The organism is Bacillota bacterium (genome assembly GCA_024653485.1).
Taxonomy (GTDB): Bacteria; Bacillota; SHA-98; order UBA4971; family UBA4971; genus UBA6256.
The window spans coordinates 80,210-102,289 of the sequence record JANLFY010000003.1 but is presented as its reverse complement, the minus strand read 5'-3'; the positions used below and the strand labels follow the sequence as shown (position 1 = coordinate 102,289).

Genomic DNA, 22,080 nt, shown 5'->3' with positions numbered 1-22,080 from the left:
TGACATGATGGACGCCTTCTTCGGGGTCCTGCTGTTGCTCTACGTGGTGGTCTCCGTCATAGGCGGTCTCGCGAGGGGCCGCCAGGGAGCGGCGAGGGGCGCGGGGGCTCCATGGCCGCAGATTCCGCCGGTTGAGGATCGGGAGGACATGACCGACGCTCTCGGGACGCCAGAGCGCCCTGCGGGATCATCCGAAGCCTGTCCTTCACCTCCTGCCCGCTCTGCGCCCGACATTGGGCAACCACCGTCCGGTGTGCGTGGAAAACCGGGGGAAGGCGGCCAAAGGATGGCGCGTCGGTGCGTTCCTGCCGAACGCCCGTCCGACGAAGGAACGAGCCTCGAATGGGCGGAGGAAGGAATTCGGGAGCGTGACGGCACGCGGTCGTACCTGGAGACCGCGTGGGGCGGGACCTCGCCGGAGCGCCGCCCCACGGAACGCCCCTCCACTACCCCGGCGGGCTCTTGCGGGGCACGGACGAGTAGTGCTGTGGAATCGGCTGGCCGGAGCTTCACCGCGCTGCTTACGTCGGAAGAGCTCGTCCGGGCGATAGTGCTCGCCGAGGTGCTCGGCCCTCCCCTTGCGCGCCGGCGCAGGGCGAGGCTGTAGGCCGCGAGGCAGGAGGTTTTGTCGTCTTCCCCGTGCCCCTGTTTTTCACGCTTCCATTGACTCCACGCGACCCCTCCCCCCTCAGGACTCGGTTGGCTATGACCGGCGATGTCAGCAGCAAGTTGCCTTGCCCGCGGGAATACAAATGAACTGTGCCAGCACCGCGGCAGTGTTCATGGTAACGAGTCTGAAACGCGCAGGACGTGGGAGAGGATGCGTGGGGGTGGCGTGAACGGCATGGCCGGCCGAGTGGAGGAAAAGCTCGCTGACTTCTTCGAGATCCCCAAGAACGTCCTTCTCGATATGCCCAAGCTGGTAGTAATGGGCAACGTGCAGCTTTGCGTGGAGAACCATCAGGGCCTCATCGAGTACTCTCAGGAACGCGTGAGAGTGGCCACTTCCCGCGGCGAGGTCTCTGTGGAAGGCCGAGACCTATCCATCAGCAGGATAACGAAAACAGAGCTGACCGTGGAAGGACGCATATACCGCGTGACACTGTGGGAATGACAGCCACTCGGCACGGGGGAGGGGTGGTTCGTGCTGCTCGCAGCCCTGTGGCCATACTTGAGGGGCTATGTTATAATCACAGTCAAGGGAAGAGCCCTCGAGAAGTTCGTGAACACGGCCCTGGCGCGTGGGATAGATCTCTGGGACATAACCAGGGTTGACGACCGCTCCCTCGTGGCAAGGGCCTATCTTCACGACCTTTCCTCTCTTGGGAAGGCTTTGCGCGAGACGGGGTGCCGAGGGAGGATCGAGGAAAAGATCGGCGTGCCCTTCCTCGTTCGGAGGCTTGCCAGGAGGAAGGGCCTCGTAGCCGGTCTGGTGCTTTTTTCCGTCACCCTTTACGTGGTCTCGTCGTTCGTATGGTTCGTGGACGTCTCTGGAGTCCAGAGGACCGATCCCGCGCTCGTGCTCGAGCTGGCAAAGAAGCACGGACTTCGTCCCGGCGCGTGGAAGAGATCCATCGACTCCAGGGAGGTTGCGAGGGGCATCCTGGCCGACCTTCCCAGCCTCGCGTGGGCAGCCGTCCACATCAAGGGGACCATGGCCAGCATCGAGGTGGCTGAGAAGACTCTGCCCGACGTGAGCCCGGGAGTGGTCGACGTCGTCGCGGCGGAAGACGCGCTTGTCACGAACTTGATAGTGCTATCCGGGGAGCCCCTGGTGAGTGAGGGTGACACGGTAGCCAAGGGCCAAGTGCTGATAGCAGGGCTCATTCGTGGCGCAGACGACCGGCACGGCGAAAGAGAAGCAGTTGAGGTCGTGAACGCTCGAGGCATCGTGGTGGGCAGAGTATGGCGAACCCATTCGGAGGAGCTCAGGCTGGTGCGGGAGGTGGCAAGCGCGACCGGCAGGGTGGCGACGACGCGCCGCTTCACGGTGGGTGCGCTCACATTGGTGGTCGGGCCGAAGGAGCCACCCTTCACCGACTATGAGGAGGAACGGAGTTCGTACCGGGTGCCCATCCGGGGCGGAGTGTGGAGTTCGTTCGGAGTGGACGTCACCACGTATCGCGAGATCGCTCGAAGGGTCGAGGTGCTGGACAGGGAGGCTGTGCTTTCCGAGACGCGCGCCAGAGCGCGAGGTGCCCTTGAGGCAAGGTTACCATCTGGCGCCAAGATCCTTGACGTGAGGGAGGACGTTAGGTACTCTCAAGGCGGAGCGATCGTTTTCACGATGACGATGGAGACCACAGAAGACATAGCTCTGGAGAGGAGGCAAGAGCGGGGAGTTGAACGTTCAGACGGCTCCTGAAAGACTACCACTCAGGGATGTGCACGAGGCCATGGCGCTGTTCGGAAAGCGCGATGAGACCCTTCGGCTCGTCGAGAAGGAGCTTGGCGTCACCATATCGTCCCGGGGGGACGACTTGGCCATCGACGGCGATCCGACTAGGGTGGCGAGGGCCCGCGAGGTGCTCACGGAGCTCTTGGGGATTGTGAGGGCCGGCCACCGGCTCACGTCCGGTGACATTCGGTATGCCATTGACATGGTCAGCGAGGGCTTTGGGACAAGCCTCGTGGAAGTCATGAGCGACGTCGTGCAGGTCACCACCAGAGGTAAGAGGATATGCCCCAAGACCCTCGGTCAGAAGAGGTACATCGAAGCCATGCGTCGGTCGGGCATAGTGTTCGCCATCGGTCCCGCGGGCACGGGGAAGACCTACCTGGCAATGGCGATGGCCATCGCGGCGCTCAAGAGCAAGGAGATTTCCAGGATTGTGTTGACTCGCCCCGTAGTCGAGGCCGGTGAGAAGCTGGGCTTTCTGCCCGGCGACCTCCAAGAGAAGGTGGACCCGTACCTCAGACCGCTTTACGACGCCATATACGACATAGTCGGCGTCGACGCATTCAGAAAACATATGGAGCGCGGTGTCATCGAGATAGCGCCGCTCGCGTACATGCGCGGCCGCACTCTCGACGACTCATTCATCATCCTGGACGAGGCCCAGAACACGACGCACGAGCAGATGAAGATGTTCCTGACGAGGATGGGGTTCGGCTCGAAGATCGTGGTCACGGGCGACCTCACCCAGACTGACCTTCCCAGCAGGAAGTTCTCTGGTCTGGAGGAGATCCAGCACATTCTTCGGGGCGTTGAGGGTGTCGAGTTCGTGTACCTGAGCGACAGGGACGTGGTGCGCAACGAGCTTGTCCAGAGGGTAATCAGGGCGTACGAAAGGTACGAGCACGACAAGGAAGAAGCATAGGGGGGAGACGCGTGCCCACTCCGATGGGAAAACCTTCCTCAGCGCTGTCGAGCGCGCAAGACAGAAAGACCGGGCTGTGGGCAGACCCCGGTCTTCAGCGCGCCTTGGTGGCTGCAGGGGTGACCGCAGCTCTCGTCCTCATCCTGTCGGCGATCGTGGTGCCGAAGCGCGTGGATCTCGAGGTTGGGCAGCCCAGCAAGGTCGATGTCGAGGCGTCGCGCGACATAGTCAACCGTCCTGTCACAGACCGTCTGCGTGAGGAGGCGGCACGAGAGGCCATAAAAGAGGCCAACGCGTCGCCAGCGAACTACGACATCAGCCTCGCCGCGAGCATAAGCGCGGAGGATACCATAGACCTCATATTCGATGCCGTGGAAGAAGAGAGGAGGAAACTAGGTGCCAGTCCGTCGGGCGCAGGCGGCCAAGGAGTTGGGGTCGCCTCGCTCCGCGACGGGGTCGAGGACGCCGTGGCCCGGCTTTCCGCAAAGGCCCTCAGAGACTTGGGCACGAGGTTATCGTCTGAGACTCTGGCCATTCTGATGGTCCTCTCAGAGGAGGAGCTCGACGTCGCGAGGGAGGCGTCGAAGGCAGTAGCCGGACGGACGATGAGAGAAATGCGCGTCAGCAAGGAGACGCTTGACGCGGCCACTAAGCACGCTGCGGACGCCGTAGCTTCGCTTGGCTTGGTCGACGCGACCGAGAGGGCGGTCGCCGAGGTCGTCACGAGCCAGATCAGCCCCAATTTAGTGCTCAACCCCGGAAAGGTGGAGAAAGCGCGCGAGGCCGCCATTCGCCAGGTCAAGCCGGTGATGATCCTCAAAGGCCAAGTGGTGATAAGGCGCGGCGAGATCGCCACCGAAGACCACATCGCGATTCTACAAGATCTGGGACTCCTCGTTCCGAAGTTCAATCCCTTCATGTTCCTCAGCATCGTCAGCCTCGTGGTGTTGCTCGTGTCCGTGATCGGAGCGTACCTGTACCTGCACAGGCGCGACGTTTTCTGCAGCGGCAAGCTCCTCCTATTGCTGGGCACGATCATCGTGATGATTGGCGCGGCAGCCGCCGTGATATGCTCCATCCCGTGGCCAGGGGCTTCCTTCCTCGTGCCGGTGAGCCTTGGCACCATGCTCATTGCGGTGCTCGTGGATGCCAGGCTGTCCGCGCTGTCGGCGGTGCTATTCGGCGCCTTGACAGGCGTCATCGCCGGCGGATCGTTCCCCTCGGCTACCGCTGCGACCGTCTCGGGCCTGGCCGGAACGTTCTGCGTGACCAGGATCTCCGAGCGTTCCGACCTCATGCGGGCGGGAGTGGTGGTTGGGGCCGCCGGGGCTGTGGCCATAGCGACCATAGGGCCGCCGGTCGGCGACCCGTCAATCTCGCGATTCTGGTACCTCGGCCTCATCAACGGGGTCTTGTCGACCGTAGTGACCATAGGCTTCCTGCCGTTCTTCGAGAACCTCTTCCGGATCACGTCCGCCATCAAGCTGCTCGAGCTTTCTAACCCGACCCAGCCGCTTCTCAGAAGGCTTCTCGTGGAGGCGCCAGGGACATACCACCACAGCATAATCGTGGGTAACCTGGCGGAGGCGGCGGCGGAGTCAGTTGGGGCTGACTCGCTCCTGGTGCGGGTGGGCTCATACTACCATGACGTGGGCAAGATGAAGAGGCCCTATTTCTTCGTGGAGAACCAGCTCATGCAGGACAACCCTCACGACAGGATAGCTCCGACTCTGAGCACCCTCGTCATTACGTCTCACGTGAAGGACGGGGTAGAGCTCGCCGTTCGCCACCGTCTGCCGGAAGGCATAGTCGACATCATCCGGGAGCACCACGGGACGAGCCTCGTGCCGTACTTCTACCATAAGGCGACGGACGAAGGGCGCGAGGAGCGAGTCAGCGAAAGGGATTTCAGATACCCTGGCCCCAAGCCCCAAACAAAGGAAGCAGCCATAGTGATGCTCGCCGACTCTGTGGAAGCGGCCGTGCGTTCGTTGGCGAGGCCGACGCCCGGCCGTATCGAGGGGCTCGTGAGGAAGATAATAAAGGAAAGGCTTGCCGACGGGCAGTTCGACGAGTGCGATCTGACTCTGAAAGACCTGGATGGGGTTGCCCGCGCTTTCGTCCGGGTGCTCACCGGCATCTTCCACGCCCGGATCGAGTACCCGGACATGAGCAGCAGAGACCTGGAGGCCAAGCGCGCGTAAGCGGCGCTCTCGTTTGAACGGGCAGTCGCTCGCATGGGGGGTCGTGCATGCCTATCGAGATCATCAACCTTCAGGACAAGATCGACGTGACCGAGGCGCTGACAGTCGCGCTCGAACGTGCGGTGGTGGCGGGCATGACCCGCGAGGGACTCGATCCGTCGAACTTCGAGGTGAGCGTTGCCCTGGTGGACGACGAGCGCATTCGCGAGCTCAACAGGGATTATCGAGCCAAAGACTGTCCTACGGACGTGCTTTCCTTCGCCATGGATGACCAGGACGTTCCGGAAGGCGAAGCCGTTCTCGGAGACATCGTGATATCGCTACAGACTGCGGCCAGGGAATCGGCAGAGATGGGTGGGTTCACGCGGTGCGTCGTCTTTCTTGCCGTCCACGGACTTCTGCATCTGCTCGGGTACGATCACGCTAGCGACGAGGAAGCTGAGGACATGGAAGAGCGCGAGAGAGAGATCATGGCGGGATTGGGCCTTCCGTCGAACGAGGCGCCCCCTGCTGCCTCTCCCAAGGGGAGTGACGCGAGGTGAAAACGAGGTCGCTCTGGGAGAGCTTCCGATGTGCATGGCACGGGGTGATCTCCGTGCTCTCGTCAGAGCGCAACATGCGCATTCACTTTGTCGCGGCAGCACTCGCGCTTGCGGCCGCCGCCTTTCTGGGCGTATCCACGGCAGAGCTTGGGTGTCTCGCTCTCGCGATCGCCCTGGTCATCACGTGCGAGCTCATGAACACGGCTCTCGAGATAATCTGCGACATCGCCTGCCCGGGCTGGGAGGTCCGCGTCAAGACGGTGAAGGACATAGCAGCGGGAACCGTCCTCGTGGGCGCGGTTTGGGCCGCCGTGGTGGGTGCCGCCATCCTCGGGCCCAAGGTCGTCGCAGCCGCGCGCTTCATGTTCCGCGCACTCTGACCGCCGCCGCACTCCGCTATCGCGCCCCGGGGGAGGTCAAAGCACTCTGCGGGCGCCGATGTACTTGGGGCCGTAGTGCGGGTCGTCCAAGCCGATTACGGCGACTCCACCGGTCGCTGACCCGGACTGGATCACCTTTTGGCCGCCGGTGTACACTCCCACATGGGATGCCCCCTTGGCGTACGTTGAATAGAACACGAGATCACCGGGGAGGAGACCCGCGCGGTCCACAGGCGTGCCCACCGCGTACTGGTCGTGAGCGTCTCGCGGGAGGATGACGCCGTTGACGTAGAACACTGTGTACACGAAGCCAGAGCAATCTATCCCATCCGCGCTCATGCCGCCCCACAAGTATGGGGTTCCCAGGAGCTGCTCCGCCGTCTTGATGATGTCTCCCACGCCTCTGCGAGGGGGCCCGTTGTCCCGGTCACAGAGGACGACGGCGTTCTCGGCGATGTACCCGGACTCACCGGCCGGCAGAGCGACCTGCACGAGGTCGCCCTGTCTTCGTATGACAGCGAGGCGCGCCCCCATGGTAACTGCAGCGACTTCCCGTCCGGAACGCCCCTCGTCGCGCAGCACCGTGGCCCTCGCAACTCGCACCAAGGCGAGCTGCTTTGAGGAAGCGAAAGCCGCTGCCTTGCTTGCCGGAACGAGGTCCGCTCTCCTCATCCAACCCAGGTAGTCTCCCTGCGCGGGGATTCGGACCTTGACCCAGTCACCGGAGCCCGCGATGACCACGACCTCAGTGCCGATGTGTGCCTGAGTGACACGCTCTGCGTCGTCTGCAGGCTCTCCACGCACGTCGGCGACATTCCTCCCAACGAACCAGACCTCAGAGGATGGCGCGCCGGCATCCCCGTGCAAGGTCATCAGGGAAGCCGCGAGCATCACCACCACAAGCATGATGACGACGCTTTGCGAAAACGCCATGGTGGAATCCTCCCTCCGGCGGACGCCCATCAGATCGCCTCGCGCGCGGGATCCAGCCGGGCTCCCGTGATGTGGGGACCACGTGGTGGTGGGCCTCGCTGGATTCCCGACGCTTATGAGCGCGTCCACCTCAACCGTACTATACGCTGCCGCCGCACGAAGTCCTTGTTCGCCTCGGTCTGGGCCTTTATGGATGCACCGGCCCTTTTCTGCTATAATGGGGACGAGTCTGGACGAGGGGGGTCTGGCGTGCGAGAGCCTTCTGGCGCCGGGACGAGGATGCTGATAGCAGTCCTTGTCCTGCTCATGGCCGCAAACGTGGCGATGCTGGCCCGTTCCCTTGATCTCCTGAGGTTTCCAGGGGAGATCAGCGACACCGAGGTAGTCCGCGGAGGAGCGAGGGCCCTCGCTGACTACTATGAGTTGACGTGCGCCGATTCAGGCCTTGCACGCAACTCTGCGGTGAGGGACGCCCTTGCGAAGTTCAAGTTCGAGATAGAACAGGCCGTGAGTCGCGAGGAGATCGCGTCGGCTATGATGACGTACGGTCGGGCCCTGCAGGATGTCATAGTCCGCGAGGAGGAGAACCGCCGCAGGGGACTGGTGCTGAGCATCATCAGCGAGGACCCCGCCGTGCGGACGATCGCGGGCCGGACCGTGGTCACCGTATCCCGGGGCCCAGACGGCCAGGTGATGGTTGAGGGCAACGGCGTCGCTATCTCTCCGGAGACGACGGCAAGGCTCCAGGCTGAGACGACGCTCGCCGGCCTCTCCGGGCCGGTGGAGATAGAAGTCACGGGCGGCAAGACGTCCCTGATCGCCCCCAGGACTACCCAAGACGCCCTCAGGTTGCTGCAAGCAGAGGCGGACAACCTCCGCTCCGCCCTCGAGAGCCTCCGGCGTACGGCAGGGTACAGCCCTCTGGAAGGCCAGGGCATCGTCGTGAAGGTGTACGACGCCCCCGGCGGCTATTCGAGAGAAGACGTGGTCCAGGAGAAGGACATCAGAGACATGGTGAACGAGCTGTTCGCCGCGGGCGCCTCCGGGGTCGAAGTAGGGGGGCAACGGCTCGTGGCGACGTCGTCCATTAGGAGCGCGGGCCCGCTGCTGCTCGTGAACCAGCAACCTATCGCGGTGAACCCCGTTGTCATCAGGGCGGTGGGCTCTCCCGAGCTTCTTGCAAGCAGCCTGGAGCTCATCAGGAACAGCCTCAAACCATGGGGCATACGCGTGGAAATCGAGAGACAGGATAATCTCGTGCTGAGCGGCTTCGAGAAGGGGGGCGGTGGCCGTTGACGCTCCGGCGCCACCCGAGGTACGAGAGACGAGAAGATGGCGCGAACACATGGGGCATGCTGCGGCCTCTTCTCGTGTGCGCATCCGTGCTGCTCGCCCTCGATAGCGTGGCTCTCGCCCGGCGGATGTCGCTCTTCCGCCTTCCCGGAGAAATGGGTGAACTCGAGATGCTCCGCCGCAGTGGTTACAGCGTGGCGTTACAATTGCGTTCGCTGGCGGACGCGTTCGAGGTGGAGGATGTACCATACGTCAAGAACGCGCTCACCCGGCTCGAGGCAGCCGTGGGGCTTGCCGCAAGTCCGGTGGAGGTGGCGAGGGCGCTTTCCGTGGAGGCGAGGGACGCCGAAGAGGCCATCGGTTTTGCGCGGGCGGGCTTCGCCTCATGGTCCAGGGTGGAACAAGAGAGACAGAGACGGGACGAGATTCGGCGGCTGCAGGAAGACATCGGGGGGCTCCGTGAAGAGCTCACTAGACTGAGGGAGGCCGCCGGCGCTGCCGAGCTTGCGGGGCCCGGGGTCGTCGTCCGGGCCTACGACGCGCAGGATGGTTACCGGAGCCGCGAGATCGTTCATGAGCGGGACATCAAGGAGATCCTGAACCTTCTGTTTTGCGCAGGGGCGCAAGGCGCGGAGGTGGGCGGGCAGCGCATGACAGCGCAGTCCTCGGTTCGGTGCGCCGGGCCCGTCATTCTCGTGAACCAGCAGCCGATCCCCGTGAATCCCGTGGTGATCAAGGCGGTCGGCTCTCCTGGCGAGCTGGACGCCGCCCTGACCGAGATCGCCGCGCGGTTCGCCCGGGACGGGAAGAGGCTTGAGGTGGAAAAAGCGAGCACGGTCACACTCATGGCGTACGTGAGACGATGACCGCGCTATGGGGGGGTCGGGATGGACCACGCCGGACTTATCGAGATCGCGAGGGCCGCGAGGGAACGCGCGTACGCTCCCTACTCTCGATTCAAGGTGGGAGCCGCGCTCCTCGCAAGGAGCGGCCGGGTGTACGCGGGCTGCAACGTGGAGAACGCCTCTTATCCTGCTGGGATTTGCGCTGAGCGCTGCGCTGTTGCGAAAGCGGTGTCAGAAGGGGAGAGCGAGTTCTCCGCGATAGCGGTCGTTGGAGACACCGAAGGCCCGTGTGCGCCGTGCGGCATTTGTAGGCAGGTCTTGGCCGAGTTCGGCACGGACATCGATGTTGTCATGGCGAACCTCAAAGGGGATGTCAAGGTGGTTAGGGTGGAGGACCTCCTGCCCGGGGCGTTCACGGGCCGAGACATGTCGCCGACGGCGGGAGGGGGCACGCGCGAAGGGTGAAGGTTGCGGACTTCGACTTCGACCTGCCGCCGGAGCTCGTCGCCGAGGAGCCTCTGGAGCGTAGAGACGAGTCGCGCCTGATGGTCGTGCCCAGGGACGGCGAGATAGAGCACAGATCGTTCCGTGACATCGCTGACTACCTCAGGAAGGGCGATGCGCTGGTCCTCAACGATACCCGTGTCATGAAGGCGCGGCTTGTCGGCAAGCGCGAAGGAACGGGCGGAAGGGTCGAGGTCCTCCTTCTGTCAAGGGTGGACGCTCCGGGCGGAAGAGAGGGCGAGGTGGGGCGTGGACCTGAAGAGCGCGGCGAGAGCGCGTCGGAGACCTGGGAAGTGCTCGTGAAGCCAGGGAGAAAGGCATTGCCAGGCACCAGGCTCTCGTTCGACGGGCGCCTGGTGGGTGATGTCCTGTCCAGGACGCCGGCGGGCGGGAGGATAGTTCGCTTCGTGGCGTGCGGTGCCTTCGACCGCGTCGTCGAGGAGATCGGACGTGTGCCTCTCCCTCCGTACATCAGAAGGGAAATAGCCGATCCAGAGAGGTACCAGACGGTTTACGCCGACAGGAACAAACAAGCGTCCGCGGCGGCGCCGACCGCGGGCCTTCACTTCACTCGTGAGCTGCTGGAGAGCATTGAGAGGAAGGGCGTTCGGATCGTCCGTGTGACTCTCCACGTGGGGCTCGGCACTTTTCGACCCGTGAAAGTGGAGAGGGTTGAAGACCACGTGATGCACGCCGAATACTTCGAAGTGAGCGAGGAGGCCGCGAGCGCCCTCACGCAGACCAGGGTAGGGGGAGGTCGCGTGTTCGCGGTGGGCACGACGGCAGTGCGGACCCTCGAATCCTTGAGGACGCACGGGGACGGAAGCGTGGAGCCGCTCAGCGGGTGGACGACCAAGTTCATCTATCCCGGATACCGCTTTCAACTGGTTGACGCGCTTGTCACCAACTTCCACCTTCCGCGGTCCACCTTGCTCATGCTCGTGTGCGCCTTCGGCGGTTATGATAGGATCATGTCAGCCTACGGAATCGCTGTGAGGTCGAGGTACAGGTTCTTCACTTTCGGCGACGCCATGCTCGTCTTGTGAGGCCAAGATTGGGAGGCGCTCGTCACCTTATCGGGGGACGACAGCGACGTGAGGAAGATGCGCTCGTGAGCATAACCTTCAGAATCGTTGGTCGTGCACCGTCCGGCAACGCGCGTGCGGGCGAGATAGTCACGCGTCACGGGGTGATTCGGACACCGGTCTTCATGCCTGTGGGCACCCAGGGCAGCGTCAAGGGTATCTCCCCCGACGAGCTGCTGGAGATGGGGGCGGAAATGATCCTCGCGAACACGTACCATCTCTATTTGCGGCCGGGAGCGGAACTCGTTCGCGAAGCAGGTGGGCTACACGCTTTCATGAACTGGCACAGGGGTATACTAACTGACAGCGGAGGATTTCAAGTGGCGAGCCTGTCGGACCTCCGCAGCATCACCGACGACGGGGTGGAGTTCAGGTCGCATATAGACGGTTCGAAGCACTTCTTGACGCCGGAGAAGGCTGTCGCGATTCAAGAGGCGCTGGGTGCGGACGTCGCCATGGTTTTCGACGAGTGCGTGCGCTATCCGGCTGATCGCGCGTACGTCAGAGAGGCTGTGCGGCGGACGACTGAGTGGGCGAGAAGATGCAAGGTCGCTCACAGAAGGGAGGATCAAGCCCTTTTCGGGATCGTGCAGGGAGGCGTCTTCCCTGACCTTCGAGAGGAAAGCGCGAGGGCCCTGACGGATATTGATTTCCCCGGGTACGCGATAGGAGGGCTATCCGTTGGCGAGCCCAAAGGCCTGATGTTCGAGGCGCTTGAGCGCGCCTGCGCGCACCTGCCTGAAGAGAAACCGAGGTACTTGATGGGAGTGGGGACGCCTGAGGACGTCTTGGAGGGCGTCCGACGGGGAGTTGACATGTTCGATTGTGTCCTGCCGACTCGGATAGCAAGGCACGGAACAGCCTTCACCAGCACAGGACGGATCATTGTCAGGGATGCGTCGTACGCTCGCGACTTCTCACCGCTCGACCCAGGCTGCGATTGCATGGTCTGTCGGAGGTACACGCGTTCATACATTCGGCATCTGCTAAGAGCCGGAGAGATCCTCGGCTTGAGACTGGTATCCTACCACAATCTGTACTTCCTCATTCGTGTCATGAACAGGATACGCGCCTCCATAATAGACGGCTCGTTTAGCGGAGCGAGGCAGGAGTTTTGGGACGTCTGTGGAATTGACTCACGTATTCCCGGAGAAACCGCAGAGCAGAGGTGAAATCCATGCCCGCACAACAAGGGTCGCTCGTCTCGAGTATCATGATGTTCGCGCTGATGTTCGTCGTGTTCTACTTCTTCCTCATCAGACCGCAGCAGATTCAGCAGAAGAAGAGGCGGGAGATGTTGAACTCCCTTCGCAAGGGGAACCACATCATCACCGTGGGGGGCATATACGGTCAGATCGTGGACGTCAAGGAGGACTCGTTGTTGGTCGAGATTGCCGAGAAGGTCCGCATCAAGACGACCCGAGCCGCGGTCGGTGCCGTGCTTGGGAAGGGAGAGGCGGCGCGCGACAAGGAGCCGGAGCTGGCAGGGGGCCAATGAGAAGCGGCTTTCAGGATGCGTGCGCGTTCATCGGCCAGGGCCCAGCGGTCCCCCGGGGTAGGGTCACCCCACACCCGGGGGCGCTTTGGTACCCACATTGGTGCCCGGACGGCTGAGTTCACGCCGTGAGCGATCCCCAAGGCGTCTAGAACGTCGCACCGGGTTGCCACAACATGATGACGGAGTTCGCGTCCACTCCCAGCCACAGCTGATCGGCTGCCATTATCACCGGACCCCACGTCGTCACGAATGCCTCGCTCACAGACCTCGTGACGAATCCCGAGTCAGTGGACGCAATCCACAAGACCCTGCTGCCCTCTGGGGCCTGCTGCCTGAACCACGTGGCTCTCGCAAGAACGAACGTAAGCTGCTGCAGGTCCGCAAGGACCTCCGCCTTTTCCTCCTGAGGGGGCAAGGCTTTGATGTGCTCTTCGAGCTTCATGAGCTCTTCCTTTGTGATCGTCTGCATGCCTTGAGTCACTCCTTTCCCGATGGCGCTTATGGCTCTATCCTGTCTTCCTCTCAACGCTTTCGACAGAGCGCAATGCCAGGATGGCACGCTCCGGTTTGACCCTCACGAGATCGTTCGTTGGGGCATCTGCCATGATCCTCAGCAGGACGCCGCGTAGAAGCGCGCTGTCACCTTCGACGGCGACTACCTTGAAGATGATGTCGCCGCCATGGGACTTCCTGGTGACATAATCACCTACAGCCAGAAGCTCCGCCATCTCCTTCCCTCCATGATCCTCGGAGACTCGCTGCTCGCTGGTGGGAAAATCCTCTACTTCCCGATACAGTCTATGTCCCCGCCCGGCGTCGCGTCACATCCGTCGCGCGTGAGGCCGCCGCTCCCACGCGGAGGTGGCATATCCGTCCGCGACCGCCGGCATGCTATGCGTCGGGACGTGCGACGATGCTTGCCGCGCCTGGGTGAGATGCGCTGCTGTGAGGCCGTGTCACTCCCCGCGGCCGTCCTTGCCCGCACTTTGCGGCGCGGTGCACACGCCGGCGCGCGTTCCACTCGGCGTAGGGCGAACGATCCGCGTCAACGATCCGCGTCGGACGGCCCACTTCAGCGGGAGGCGTAAGGATGGCTCTGGTACTAGACGATGTCAGGAGAATCCCTGAGGTGAGGGTATTCGTGGAAAAGGCGGACGAACACCTCGCTGCCATAGGCCTCACCGAGCACGGGACAAGGCACGCCTCGCTGGTCTCACAGATAGCGCGGAATATCCTGGAGCGCCTCGGCCATTCCGAGAGGGAGGCGGAGCTTGCCGCGATCGCCGGCTTCATGCACGACATAGGCAACATGGCCGGCCGCGATCACCATGGAGCCGTGGGTGCCGCGCTGGCCACGATGATCCTCCTCAAGGTTGAGATGGATCCGTCCGAGGTCGCTCAGGTGGCGGGCGCCATAGGCAACCACGAGGAACAGGTTGGACAGGCGGTCAACAACGTTGCGGCTGCGCTCATTCTAGCAGACAAGTCGGATGTTCACCGTTCGAGGGTGAGAAACGTCGATCCGGCCACGTTCGAGATCCATGACCGCGTCAACTACGCGGTCCTCCGCTCGTTCCTCCGGGTGGACGCCCAGGCCCGCAACGTCACTCTCGAACTCGAGATCGACATGGAGTTGTCACCGGTGATGGACTACTTCGAGATCTTCCTGGCAAGGATGGTGATGTGCAGGCGGGCGGCCCAGTTCCTCAACTGTCGTTTTCGACTCGAGATAAACGGCGCCAAGCTGCTGTAGGACGGTCCACGGGCGCAGCGCGGAGGGGCTCGTTTCGTTGACAAGCCCAAATCCAACTCATATAATGGGGTTGTGTCAATTGGGGCGGGCAAGGGAGGAACCGGATTCATGAGGCCAGGAACCCTCTGGAGGCTCGTCGGAATCGCTGTCCTGGTGATTGCGTGTGGTTTCGCTGTGTACAAGCTGCCCATGAACCTCGGCCTCGACCTGCGGGGCGGCACCCGCATGGTCCTCGAGGCGAGGGACACCGACACGGTGAGAGCCGACGAGGACGCTGTGGCGCGCGCTAAGGAAGTCATAGAGAGAAGAGTCAATCAGCTGGGTGTCGCCGAGCCGGCGATCTACCGGCAAGGCTCAAGGAGGATCGTAGTCGAGCTGGCAGGGGTAAAGGACCCGCAAAGAGCCAAGGAGATAGTCGGCAGAACAGCGCAGCTCGAGTTCAGGGACGAGCAGGGGAAAGTGATAATGACCGGCAACGACCTGAAGAACGCGACTGCGGGATCTGATGAGTACGGGCGACCCGCCGTCCACTTCGAGCTTACGAGCGAGGGCGCGAGGAAATTCGAGAAGGCGACTCGCGAGAACATCGGCCGCCCGATCGCCATATACCTCGACCAGGAGCTTCTGTCCGCTCCAGTAGTGCAGAGCGTTATCAAGGACAAGGGCCAGATCACGGGGATCGGCAGCATGGATAGAGCCAAGGATCTCTCCATGATGCTTCGTGCAGGCGCGCTGCCCGTGCCATTGGACCTTCTTCACAGCGAAGTGCTGGAACCCACGCTGGGCAAGGAGTCCATCGACCAAAGCAAGATCGCGGCCGTCGTGGGCGCGGGACTTGTCGTGCTTTTCATGCTAATGATGTATAGGCTGCCCGGCTTGATGGCAGACGTAGCTCTCGCTGTGTACGCACTCATCGTCCTTGCGGTCTTGGCGTGTGTCCACGCTGTGCTCACGCTGCCGGGCATAGCGGGACTGATTCTCTCCGTAGGTATGGCTGTAGACGCGAACGTGATCATCTTTGAGAGAATCAAAGAGGAGATACGAGGCGGAAAACGCCTGCGGGCGGCGATCGAGGCCGGGTTCACCCGGGCATTCGGGTGCATACTCGACTCCAACGTGACCACGCTTATCACCGCCGGGGTGTTGTACGTGTACGGGACGGGAGCGGTTCGCGGCTTCGCAGTGACCCTCGGGCTCGGCGTACTGGCCAGCATGTTCACAGCGATAGTCGTGACGCGCGTCTTGATGACAACCGTCGTGGACCGGAACCCCGAGAGGTACGCAAGGTACTTCGGCGCGTAAGGAGGTCAAAACCGTGGACATAATCGGCAAGAGGCGCTTGTTCCTTGCCATATCAGGGATACTCGTGGTTTGTGGGATCATAGCGCTCCTCACGCGAGGCCTGAACCTTGGGGTCGACTTCACCGGCGGGTCCCTGCTCAGGCTGAGGTTTGAGAGGCCGGTCAGGGCGAGCGAGGTTTCGGAGGCGCTCACGGGCGCGGAGCTCGCGGACATGCACCTCCAGAAGGCCGTGGTCCAGCCCATATCTGGTACAAACGACGTGCAAGTGAGGGCGCAGGTGGGGGGGCGCCCACTAAATGATGAGCAGATAGGGAGGATCGTAGCCGCGCTTTCCCGCGCGCTTGGTCAGGTCAGCGTGGTCGAATCCCAGTTGGTCGAGGGGGTCATCGGGAGGGAGCTCCTCAGCAAGGCTCTCATGGCGGTCTTGGTGTCGTGGATCGGGATAGTCGTATACGTGTCCCTTCGCTTCGAATTCAAGTTCGCGGTGGCGGCGGTGCTCGCCCTCATACACGATACAATAATAGTACTGGGCGCGTTCGCGGTCATGGGGAGACAGGTGAATAGCCCCTTCATCGCGGCTGTGCTGACGATAATCGGGTATTCCATCAACGACACCATAGTGATATTCGACAAGATACGGGAGAACCTCAGACTTAGGAAGAAAGAGACTCTGGAGGAGCTGACGAACAAGAGCCTACTGCAGACGCTGAGAAGGTCGTTGAACACGGTGGCAACTACCCTGCTTGCCGTGGTCGCTCTATTCCTCTTCGGCGGAGCTAGCATCAAGGATTTCAGCCTTGCTCTGATGATCGGCCTCATCGTGGGGACGTACTCGTCGATATTCGTGGCGAGCCCCGTATGGCTTGAGTGGCGCATGTGGGAGAGGGCCAGGCAGCAGCGGAGGGCCGCCGCGGGGGCCAAGACAAGGGAAACAGGGCCGGCGAGTGCCCGGTGACCAGGCGGCGCCTGGGGAGTAGGCGGTCCCGGCCGAGGCCGCCCTCGTAAGGGATGGAAGACCCGGCGACAGATTCGTAGTTGACGGGCTCGATCTCAAATGGTAGACTAGATGTAAAAGTAAAGAGGACGTATTCCTTTAAGCTGGCTCAGCGAGGCCGGCAAGGAGACTGGATCGCGTGACGTGGCACGTGCGTTTGAACCTTCTTGCCGCCGCGGCAAGAAGGTTTTTCAATGCGGGAGGTGTGGTGAGTGCCTCTAGTCGACAAGGCCCGGATCATGGATGCTGACGGGATGAGGCGAGCGACTGTGCGGATAGCCCACGAGATCCTCGAGAAGAACCAAGACGTCGAGAAGCTGGCGCTCGTTGGCATCAGAACGAGGGGGTTTCCGCTTGCGACCAGGCTTGTGGAAGCCATACGCAAGATCGAGGGGAAGGTCCTGCCGGTCGGAGTGCTCGACATCACTCTCTATCGGGACGACCTCAGCACCATCGACGTGCAACCGCAGGTCCGCAAGACTGAGATCCCCTTCGACGTCTCGAAACGGGACATAGTCCTCGTTGACGACGTGATATTCACGGGGCGGACGGCTCGCGCCGCGCTCGATGCCATCATGGACCTGGGCCGGCCATCAAGGATCCAGCTCGCCGTGCTGGTGGACCGGGGCCACCGCGAGGTGCCGATCAGGCCCGATTTTGTCGGGAAAAACGTCCCGACCTCGCGGAGGGAGATCATCAGCGTGAGGCTCGAGGAAGTGGACGGCAAAGACGAAGTGGTGATCCAAGAGTCTGAGGAATCGGGAATCACGGGCGAACGGCCTTGACGATCCGCCGCGGGTTCCCGACGGCGGCCTAGTCCACACGATTGGCGAACGACAGGCGAAAAGGGCGATAGAGGACCCCTTTAACATGGCCCGGCGAGGCCGGAAGGGGAGGAGCCCCTGGCAAGCCGCGCTTTGCGCGCAAGGAGCCTCCTTTCCGGCGAGCATCCGGAAGGGAGGCTCTTACTGTACCTGTCGCGACGCCGGGCGCGGTGTTGCCGGCTCTTGGAGGGACCAAGTCTCGCACGGGAGCCGCACCCTCACCGACACGTCCACGAGGTGGAACGCAAGACCGTTATCGCGACGCGAGCTCGATAGCGAGCTTCCGCGGCGCGCTCGATGCCAGATTCCGAGCGGGGAAAGGAAGCAAGGAAGGAGGCGTACCATGCAGCTAAGACACAAGGACTTGTTGGGCCTGGAGTACCTGGAACGCGACGAGATCGAGCTCATCCTTGACACGGCCGTGCCCATGAAAGAGGTGCTCGCGAGGGACATCAAGAAGCTGCCGACCCTTCGTGGAAAGACCATGGTGAATCTCTTCTACGAACCGAGCACGAGGACCAGGACATCGTTCGAGCTCGCGGGCAAATGGATGGGCGCGGACGTCACGAACATAGCCACGTCCACCAGTAGCGTCGCGAAGGGTGAGAGCCTGAAGGACACCGCACGAACCCTTGAGTCCTTGGGGGCGAACTATATAGTCATCCGCCACCAGATGGCTGGCGCCCCGCACCTGGTGGCGCGGACGGTGAGGGCTTCGGTGATAAACGCCGGCGACGGCAGGCACGAGCACCCGACCCAGGCTCTCCTCGACCTCTTCACCATCAAGGAGCGCCTCGGCCGAGTGGAAGGCCTCGAGGTTGTCATCGTTGGCGATATCCTGCACAGTCGCGTGGCAAGGTCGAACATCTGGGGGCTCTTGAAACTCGGCGCCCGCGTCACGGTGTGCGCGCCGAGGACTCTCATCCCACAGGACGTCTCACGCTTGGGAGTGCGGGTGACTTGCGACCTCGAGGAGGCGTTGGCCGAGGCCGACGTGGTGAACGTCCTCAGGCTTCAGCTGGAGAGACAGAAGAAGGGCCTGCTCCCCAGCATCAGAGAGTACTCAGAGATGTACGGCCTGACCCGCGAGAGGCTCCGGAGGTGCAAGCCTGGCGTGCTCGTCCTGCACCCCGGTCCCGCGAACCTAGGGGTGGAGATCACGGAAGAGGTCGCGGAATGCCCCAACGCGGCCGTGCGCGAGCAGGTCACCAACGGAGTTGCGTGCCGCATGGCCGTGCTGTATCTGCTATCGGGGGGAGGGAAACCCGGTGAAGCTACTGCTTAAGGGCGGGCGCGTGGTGGATCCACGAAACCGCCTCGACGGAACAATGGACGTGCTGATAGAGGCGGGGAAAATAGTTTCGGTCGGCGCCGGCACCGACGCTCCCACGGGCACAGGGGAGATAGATGAGATCGACGCGCGTGGAAAACTGGTGTTGCCCGGTCTCATCGACATGCACGTACACCTTCGCGAGCCGGGGAGGGAGGACGAGGAAACCATCGAGACCGGAACCCTCGCGGCGGTGAGGGGCGGGTTCGTGGCCGTGGCGTGCATGCCCAACACGGATCCACCCATCGACACGGCAGCGGCGGTGAGCTTCGTGCGGTCGAGAGCGAGAGAATGTGGGCATGCGAGAGTCCTTCCGGTGGGGGCCATCACGAAAGGCTGCGACGGAGCGGAGCTCGCCGAGATCGGTGAGCTGTCTCGAGCTGGGGCAGTGGCGATTTCCGACGATGGGCGTCCTGTTGCGAGCTCCAGAATCATGCGTTATGCGATGGAGTACGCCAGCACGTTCGGCCTCCCGGTGATATCCCATTCGGAGGACTTGGAGCTGTCAGCGGGAGGTGCCATGAACGAGGGCTACTGGTCCACGCGTCTGGGACTCCCGGGGATCCCGGCTGCCGCAGAGGAGATTATGGTGGCAAGGGACATAATCCTCGCTGAGCTTACGGGAGCGAGGCTCCACATCGCCCACGTGAGCACCGCGGGGTCGGTCGAGCTCGTCCGGCGCGCGAAGGAGAGAGGCGCGGCGGTGACGTGCGAAGTCACGCCTCACCACCTCGCCCTGACGGACGAAGCCGTGGCGGGGTACGACACGAACACAAAAGTGAATCCCCCCTTGCGCAGCCGTCGCGACGTGGAGGCGTTGCGCGCCGGCCTCTTGGACGGGACCATCGATGCCGTCGCGTCGGACCACGCTCCCCACACCAGGGAGGAAAAAGAGGTGGAATACGAACTTGCCGCGCCTGGAATGATCGGGTTGGAGACGTCCCTGCCGGTTGTGTTCACCGAGCTGGTGAAGCCGGGCGTTCTCACCTTGCAGCAGCTTGTGGACAAGATGTCCTACGGCCCGGCAAGGATCCTGGGTCTCGACTGGCCGGGAATCGTGCCTGGGGCTTGCGCCAACCTGACGCTGCTGGACCCTGACGCGAGCTTCGTGGTGGATCCAGCTGCTTTCGCCTCGGCTAGTCGCAACACACCGTTCGCCGGCAGGAGGCTCTCTGGAAAGGTGGTCGCGACCATTGTCGACGGGGTCCTGTCCTTCGATGCGCGGACCGCAGCGTGAAGGGGGTGGTGTAGTGGAACGTGGTCAGTCGGCGCCCGCTGCGCTGTTGTCGAGGGTGCTGGAGAACCGACAGGTGGCGCCCGGGTGCTATCTGATGCGGATTGAGAACGAACACGTGGCACGTTGCACGCTCCCGGGACAGTTCGTTCACGTTCGCCTTCCCGGGACCTCCCTTGATCCCCTGCTGAGGCGTCCATTCAGCGTGTGCGGGACTTGCCCGGACGACCGCGACTTCTCCATCGTTTACCAAGTTGTGGGAAGGGGGACGACGCTGCTCTCGACCCTCTGCCCTGGCGACGAGCTGGACGTGCTGGGGCCGCTGGGCAGGGGCTTCGAGATGCCAAGAGCACGCATCGGCCGAGAGGACGGGGGGATCGCGACACGCGAAGCACGCGTGGGCGAGCTCGACGCGGAGGCCCGACTCGACGGCCGGACGCAAGCGTGCGCCGGGCGTGTGGTGCTTGTGGCAGGGGGGCTGGGCATAGCTCCACTGGCGATGCTGGCGGATGCCTTGTGCCGTGCGGGCGAGGGCTTAGTGCTGATCGCAGGGGCGCGTAACGCGGAGACCCTTCGTGGCCTCCTGAGCCTCGTCCACGCTTCCGGCTTGGGGCGTTCTGGGCTATCGGAGAGCGCGACTGGGCGCGAAACGTGCGGTACGGAACGCGCTGCGGCGCCCGGTGCGAGCGAGGCGGATGGCGGACGCGGCTTTGGCCCCCAGGACGCGTGCCCCACGTTCGAGGCGCTCACAGTGACGGAGGACGGCAGCATGGGTGGGCGCGGCCTGGCTACGGACGTCCTTCGAGATGTGCTTGCGCGCGGGCGCGTGACGTGCGTGTACGCCTCCGGACCCGCCGGGATGCTCCGGGAGGTTGCGCGGCTCAGCGAAGCGTTCGGCGTCCGCGCTCAGGTCAGCCTGGAGGAGCGCATGGCTTGCGGCATCGGAGCGTGCCTCGGATGCGTGGTGCGTGCGAAAGGGAAGGGATCGTCCGGGGCTCCGTCGTACCTTCGCGTGTGCGCAGACGGCCCGGTGTTCTGGGTCGAGGAGGTGGACCTCGTTGCCTCCGGCTGACCTCTCCGTTACCATCGGCGGCATTCGGATGAAGAACCCCGTGATGGCTGCCTCGGGCACTTTCGGTTACGGTCGGGAGTTCGGACGCATATTCGACGTGTCCTTGCTCGGAGCACTCGTGACGAAGGGCATCACGCTGGAGCCACGTGCCGGCAACCCGCCCCCGAGGCTTTGGGAGACTCCGTGCGGCCTTCTCAACTCGATAGGTCTGCATAACCCCGGAGTGGAGGCGTTCATCAGGGACGAGGCGCCGAGCCTGGCCGCAATTGGCGTTCCCGTGATCGCGAACGTCTCCGGAGACTCGGTGGGGGAGTTCTGCGAGCTCGCGTCGCGCATGGAGCGCGAACCCGCGATAGCCGGAATAGAAGTGAACGTCTCGTGCCCGAACATCCATGCGGGTGGCCGGCCTTTCGCGAGCGACCCCGAATCAGTGTACGAGGTGACGGCGGCGATCCGGCGCGTGACGGAAAAGACCGTCATCGTAAAGCTCTCCCCCAATGTCGCCGAGATCGCCGACACGGCCCGGGCTGCTGAGATGGGCGGAGCGGACGCCGTCTCGTGCGCCAACACCTACCTCGCGGTGGCCATCGACGCCGCGCGCATGAGACCGGCCTTGCCGCGCGTCTTCGCGGGGCTTTCGGGCCCAGCGATCAAGCCCCTGGCTTTACGAGCCGTGTGGGAGGTCGCGTCTGCGGTACGCGTGCCCGTGATAGGCGTGGGCGGCATCTCCCGGACAGAGGACGCGGTGGAGTTCCTTCTCGCGGGAGCGAGAGCTGTTGCCGTGGGCACGTGGAACCTCGTCTCGCCTGCCGCCTGCGTCGAGATAGTCGAAGGGATAAGGCGCTACGTGGAGCAGCGCGGCGTAGGCGCCGCAGCGGATCTCGTCGGCCTCGCAAGACGGCGCGACAACGCCGCGGCGAGTCCGCCACCGCAGCGCTCCTCGGTCGGGGCGATGACCGCGAACGAG

General features: G+C 63.2%; 23 protein-coding genes and 1 pseudogene. 21 read left to right on the top strand and 3 right to left on the bottom strand.

Annotated elements, in window-relative coordinates; all coding sequences use genetic code 11:
• The first annotated feature begins 4 nt into the window (after window positions 1-4).
• From NUW12_03270 to NUW12_03240, 7 genes are all read left to right on the top strand, one after another.
• On the top strand, window positions 5-607 hold the full coding sequence (locus NUW12_03270) for a hypothetical protein (GenBank protein MCR4401791.1): 603 nt from the start codon (window positions 5-7) through the stop codon (window positions 605-607).
• A 213-nt stretch (window positions 608-820) separates the two neighbouring features.
• Window positions 821-1,114: a sporulation protein YqfC gene (yqfC, locus tag NUW12_03265; protein ID MCR4401790.1), complete on the top strand. Its 294-nt coding sequence runs from the start codon at window positions 821-823 to the stop codon at window positions 1,112-1,114.
• 30 nt (window positions 1,115-1,144) lie between these two features.
• Window positions 1,145-2,365: a sporulation protein YqfD gene (yqfD, locus tag NUW12_03260; GenBank protein ID MCR4401789.1), complete on the top strand. Its 1,221-nt coding sequence runs from the start codon at window positions 1,145-1,147 to the stop codon at window positions 2,363-2,365.
• Window positions 2,366-2,396: 31 nt separating this feature from the next.
• Window positions 2,397-3,320 (top strand): PhoH family protein, encoded by a 924-nt coding sequence (locus NUW12_03255; protein ID MCR4401788.1) that lies wholly within the window; start codon window positions 2,397-2,399, stop codon window positions 3,318-3,320.
• An 11-nt stretch (window positions 3,321-3,331) separates the two neighbouring features.
• The gene (locus tag NUW12_03250) at window positions 3,332-5,524 is read left to right on the top strand and encodes an HDIG domain-containing protein (GenBank protein ID MCR4401787.1); all 2,193 of its coding nucleotides are present in this window, start codon (window positions 3,332-3,334) and stop codon (window positions 5,522-5,524) included.
• Window positions 5,525-5,571: 47 nt separating this feature from the next.
• Entirely contained in the window at window positions 5,572-6,066 is a 495-nt protein-coding gene (gene ybeY / locus NUW12_03245) for an rRNA maturation RNase YbeY (protein ID MCR4401786.1), read from the top strand.
• A complete protein-coding gene (locus NUW12_03240; protein ID MCR4401785.1) occupies window positions 6,063-6,446 on the top strand; it encodes a diacylglycerol kinase family protein in 384 nt (127 codons plus the stop codon). The genes ybeY and NUW12_03240 overlap by 4 nt, the downstream gene beginning before the upstream one ends.
• A gap of 36 nt (window positions 6,447-6,482) precedes the next feature.
• Here the strand turns inward: NUW12_03240 and NUW12_03235 are convergent, their stop codons facing one another.
• Window positions 6,483-7,379 carry a C40 family peptidase gene (locus NUW12_03235; protein ID MCR4401784.1) on the bottom strand — a complete coding sequence of 299 codons (897 nt, stop codon included), beginning with the start codon at window positions 7,377-7,379 and terminating at the stop codon, window positions 6,483-6,485.
• A 249-nt stretch (window positions 7,380-7,628) separates the two neighbouring features.
• Here NUW12_03235 and NUW12_03230 point away from each other — a divergent pair, with 249 nt between their 5' ends.
• From NUW12_03230 to yajC, 6 genes are all read left to right on the top strand, one after another.
• Window positions 7,629-8,675 (top strand): DUF881 domain-containing protein, encoded by a 1,047-nt coding sequence (locus NUW12_03230; GenBank protein MCR4401783.1) that lies wholly within the window; start codon window positions 7,629-7,631, stop codon window positions 8,673-8,675.
• Window positions 8,672-9,538 (top strand): DUF881 domain-containing protein, encoded by an 867-nt coding sequence (locus tag NUW12_03225; GenBank protein MCR4401782.1) that lies wholly within the window; start codon window positions 8,672-8,674, stop codon window positions 9,536-9,538. Before NUW12_03230 ends, NUW12_03225 begins: the two co-directional genes overlap by 4 nt.
• A gap of 21 nt (window positions 9,539-9,559) precedes the next feature.
• Complete coding sequence (locus NUW12_03220; GenBank protein MCR4401781.1) at window positions 9,560-9,982, top strand: cytidine deaminase; 423 nt, start codon at window positions 9,560-9,562, stop codon at window positions 9,980-9,982.
• On the top strand, window positions 9,979-11,067 hold the full coding sequence (queA, locus tag NUW12_03215) for a tRNA preQ1(34) S-adenosylmethionine ribosyltransferase-isomerase QueA (protein MCR4401780.1): 1,089 nt from the start codon (window positions 9,979-9,981) through the stop codon (window positions 11,065-11,067). The genes NUW12_03220 and queA overlap by 4 nt, the downstream gene beginning before the upstream one ends.
• A gap of 65 nt (window positions 11,068-11,132) precedes the next feature.
• The gene (gene tgt, locus NUW12_03210) at window positions 11,133-12,278 is read left to right on the top strand and encodes a tRNA guanosine(34) transglycosylase Tgt (protein ID MCR4401779.1); all 1,146 of its coding nucleotides are present in this window, start codon (window positions 11,133-11,135) and stop codon (window positions 12,276-12,278) included.
• 5 nt (window positions 12,279-12,283) lie between these two features.
• On the top strand, window positions 12,284-12,604 hold the full coding sequence (gene yajC, locus NUW12_03205) for a preprotein translocase subunit YajC (GenBank protein ID MCR4401778.1): 321 nt from the start codon (window positions 12,284-12,286) through the stop codon (window positions 12,602-12,604).
• Window positions 12,605-12,749: 145 nt separating this feature from the next.
• On the opposite strand, the gene NUW12_03200 is transcribed toward yajC, so the two are convergent.
• Window positions 12,750-13,073, bottom strand: a complete 324-nt coding sequence (locus NUW12_03200) for a hypothetical protein (GenBank protein ID MCR4401777.1) — start codon at window positions 13,071-13,073, stop codon at window positions 12,750-12,752.
• A gap of 37 nt (window positions 13,074-13,110) precedes the next feature.
• Complete coding sequence (locus NUW12_03195; protein MCR4401776.1) at window positions 13,111-13,332, bottom strand: hypothetical protein; 222 nt, start codon at window positions 13,330-13,332, stop codon at window positions 13,111-13,113.
• A gap of 362 nt (window positions 13,333-13,694) precedes the next feature.
• Here NUW12_03195 and NUW12_03190 point away from each other — a divergent pair, with 362 nt between their 5' ends.
• The 8 genes and pseudogenes from NUW12_03190 (at window position 13,695) to NUW12_03155 (ending at window position 22,002) form a co-directional block, all read left to right on the top strand.
• Window positions 13,695-14,357, top strand: a complete 663-nt coding sequence (locus tag NUW12_03190) for an HD domain-containing protein (protein MCR4401775.1) — start codon at window positions 13,695-13,697, stop codon at window positions 14,355-14,357.
• A 108-nt stretch (window positions 14,358-14,465) separates the two neighbouring features.
• A complete protein-coding gene (secD, locus tag NUW12_03185) occupies window positions 14,466-15,659 on the top strand; it encodes a protein translocase subunit SecD (GenBank protein ID MCR4401774.1) in 1,194 nt (397 codons plus the stop codon).
• A gap of 13 nt (window positions 15,660-15,672) precedes the next feature.
• On the top strand, window positions 15,673-16,614 hold the full coding sequence (gene secF, locus NUW12_03180) for a protein translocase subunit SecF (GenBank protein MCR4401773.1): 942 nt from the start codon (window positions 15,673-15,675) through the stop codon (window positions 16,612-16,614).
• Between the two features lie 251 nt (window positions 16,615-16,865).
• On the top strand, window positions 16,866-17,438 hold the full coding sequence (gene pyrR, locus NUW12_03175) for a bifunctional pyr operon transcriptional regulator/uracil phosphoribosyltransferase PyrR (GenBank protein ID MCR4401772.1): 573 nt from the start codon (window positions 16,866-16,868) through the stop codon (window positions 17,436-17,438).
• Between the two features lie 382 nt (window positions 17,439-17,820).
• Window positions 17,821-18,762: an aspartate carbamoyltransferase catalytic subunit gene (locus NUW12_03170; GenBank protein ID MCR4401771.1), complete on the top strand. Its 942-nt coding sequence runs from the start codon at window positions 17,821-17,823 to the stop codon at window positions 18,760-18,762.
• Window positions 18,746-20,044 (top strand): dihydroorotase, encoded by a 1,299-nt coding sequence (locus NUW12_03165; protein ID MCR4401770.1) that lies wholly within the window; start codon window positions 18,746-18,748, stop codon window positions 20,042-20,044. Before NUW12_03170 ends, NUW12_03165 begins: the two co-directional genes overlap by 17 nt.
• A 13-nt stretch (window positions 20,045-20,057) precedes the next feature.
• Complete coding sequence (locus NUW12_03160; GenBank protein MCR4401769.1) at window positions 20,058-21,113, top strand: dihydroorotate dehydrogenase electron transfer subunit; 1,056 nt, start codon at window positions 20,058-20,060, stop codon at window positions 21,111-21,113.
• A pseudogene (locus NUW12_03155) lies at window positions 21,100-22,002 on the top strand (dihydroorotate dehydrogenase). Before NUW12_03160 ends, NUW12_03155 begins: the two are co-directional and overlap by 14 nt.
• The last annotated feature ends 78 nt before the right edge of the window (window positions 22,003-22,080 follow it).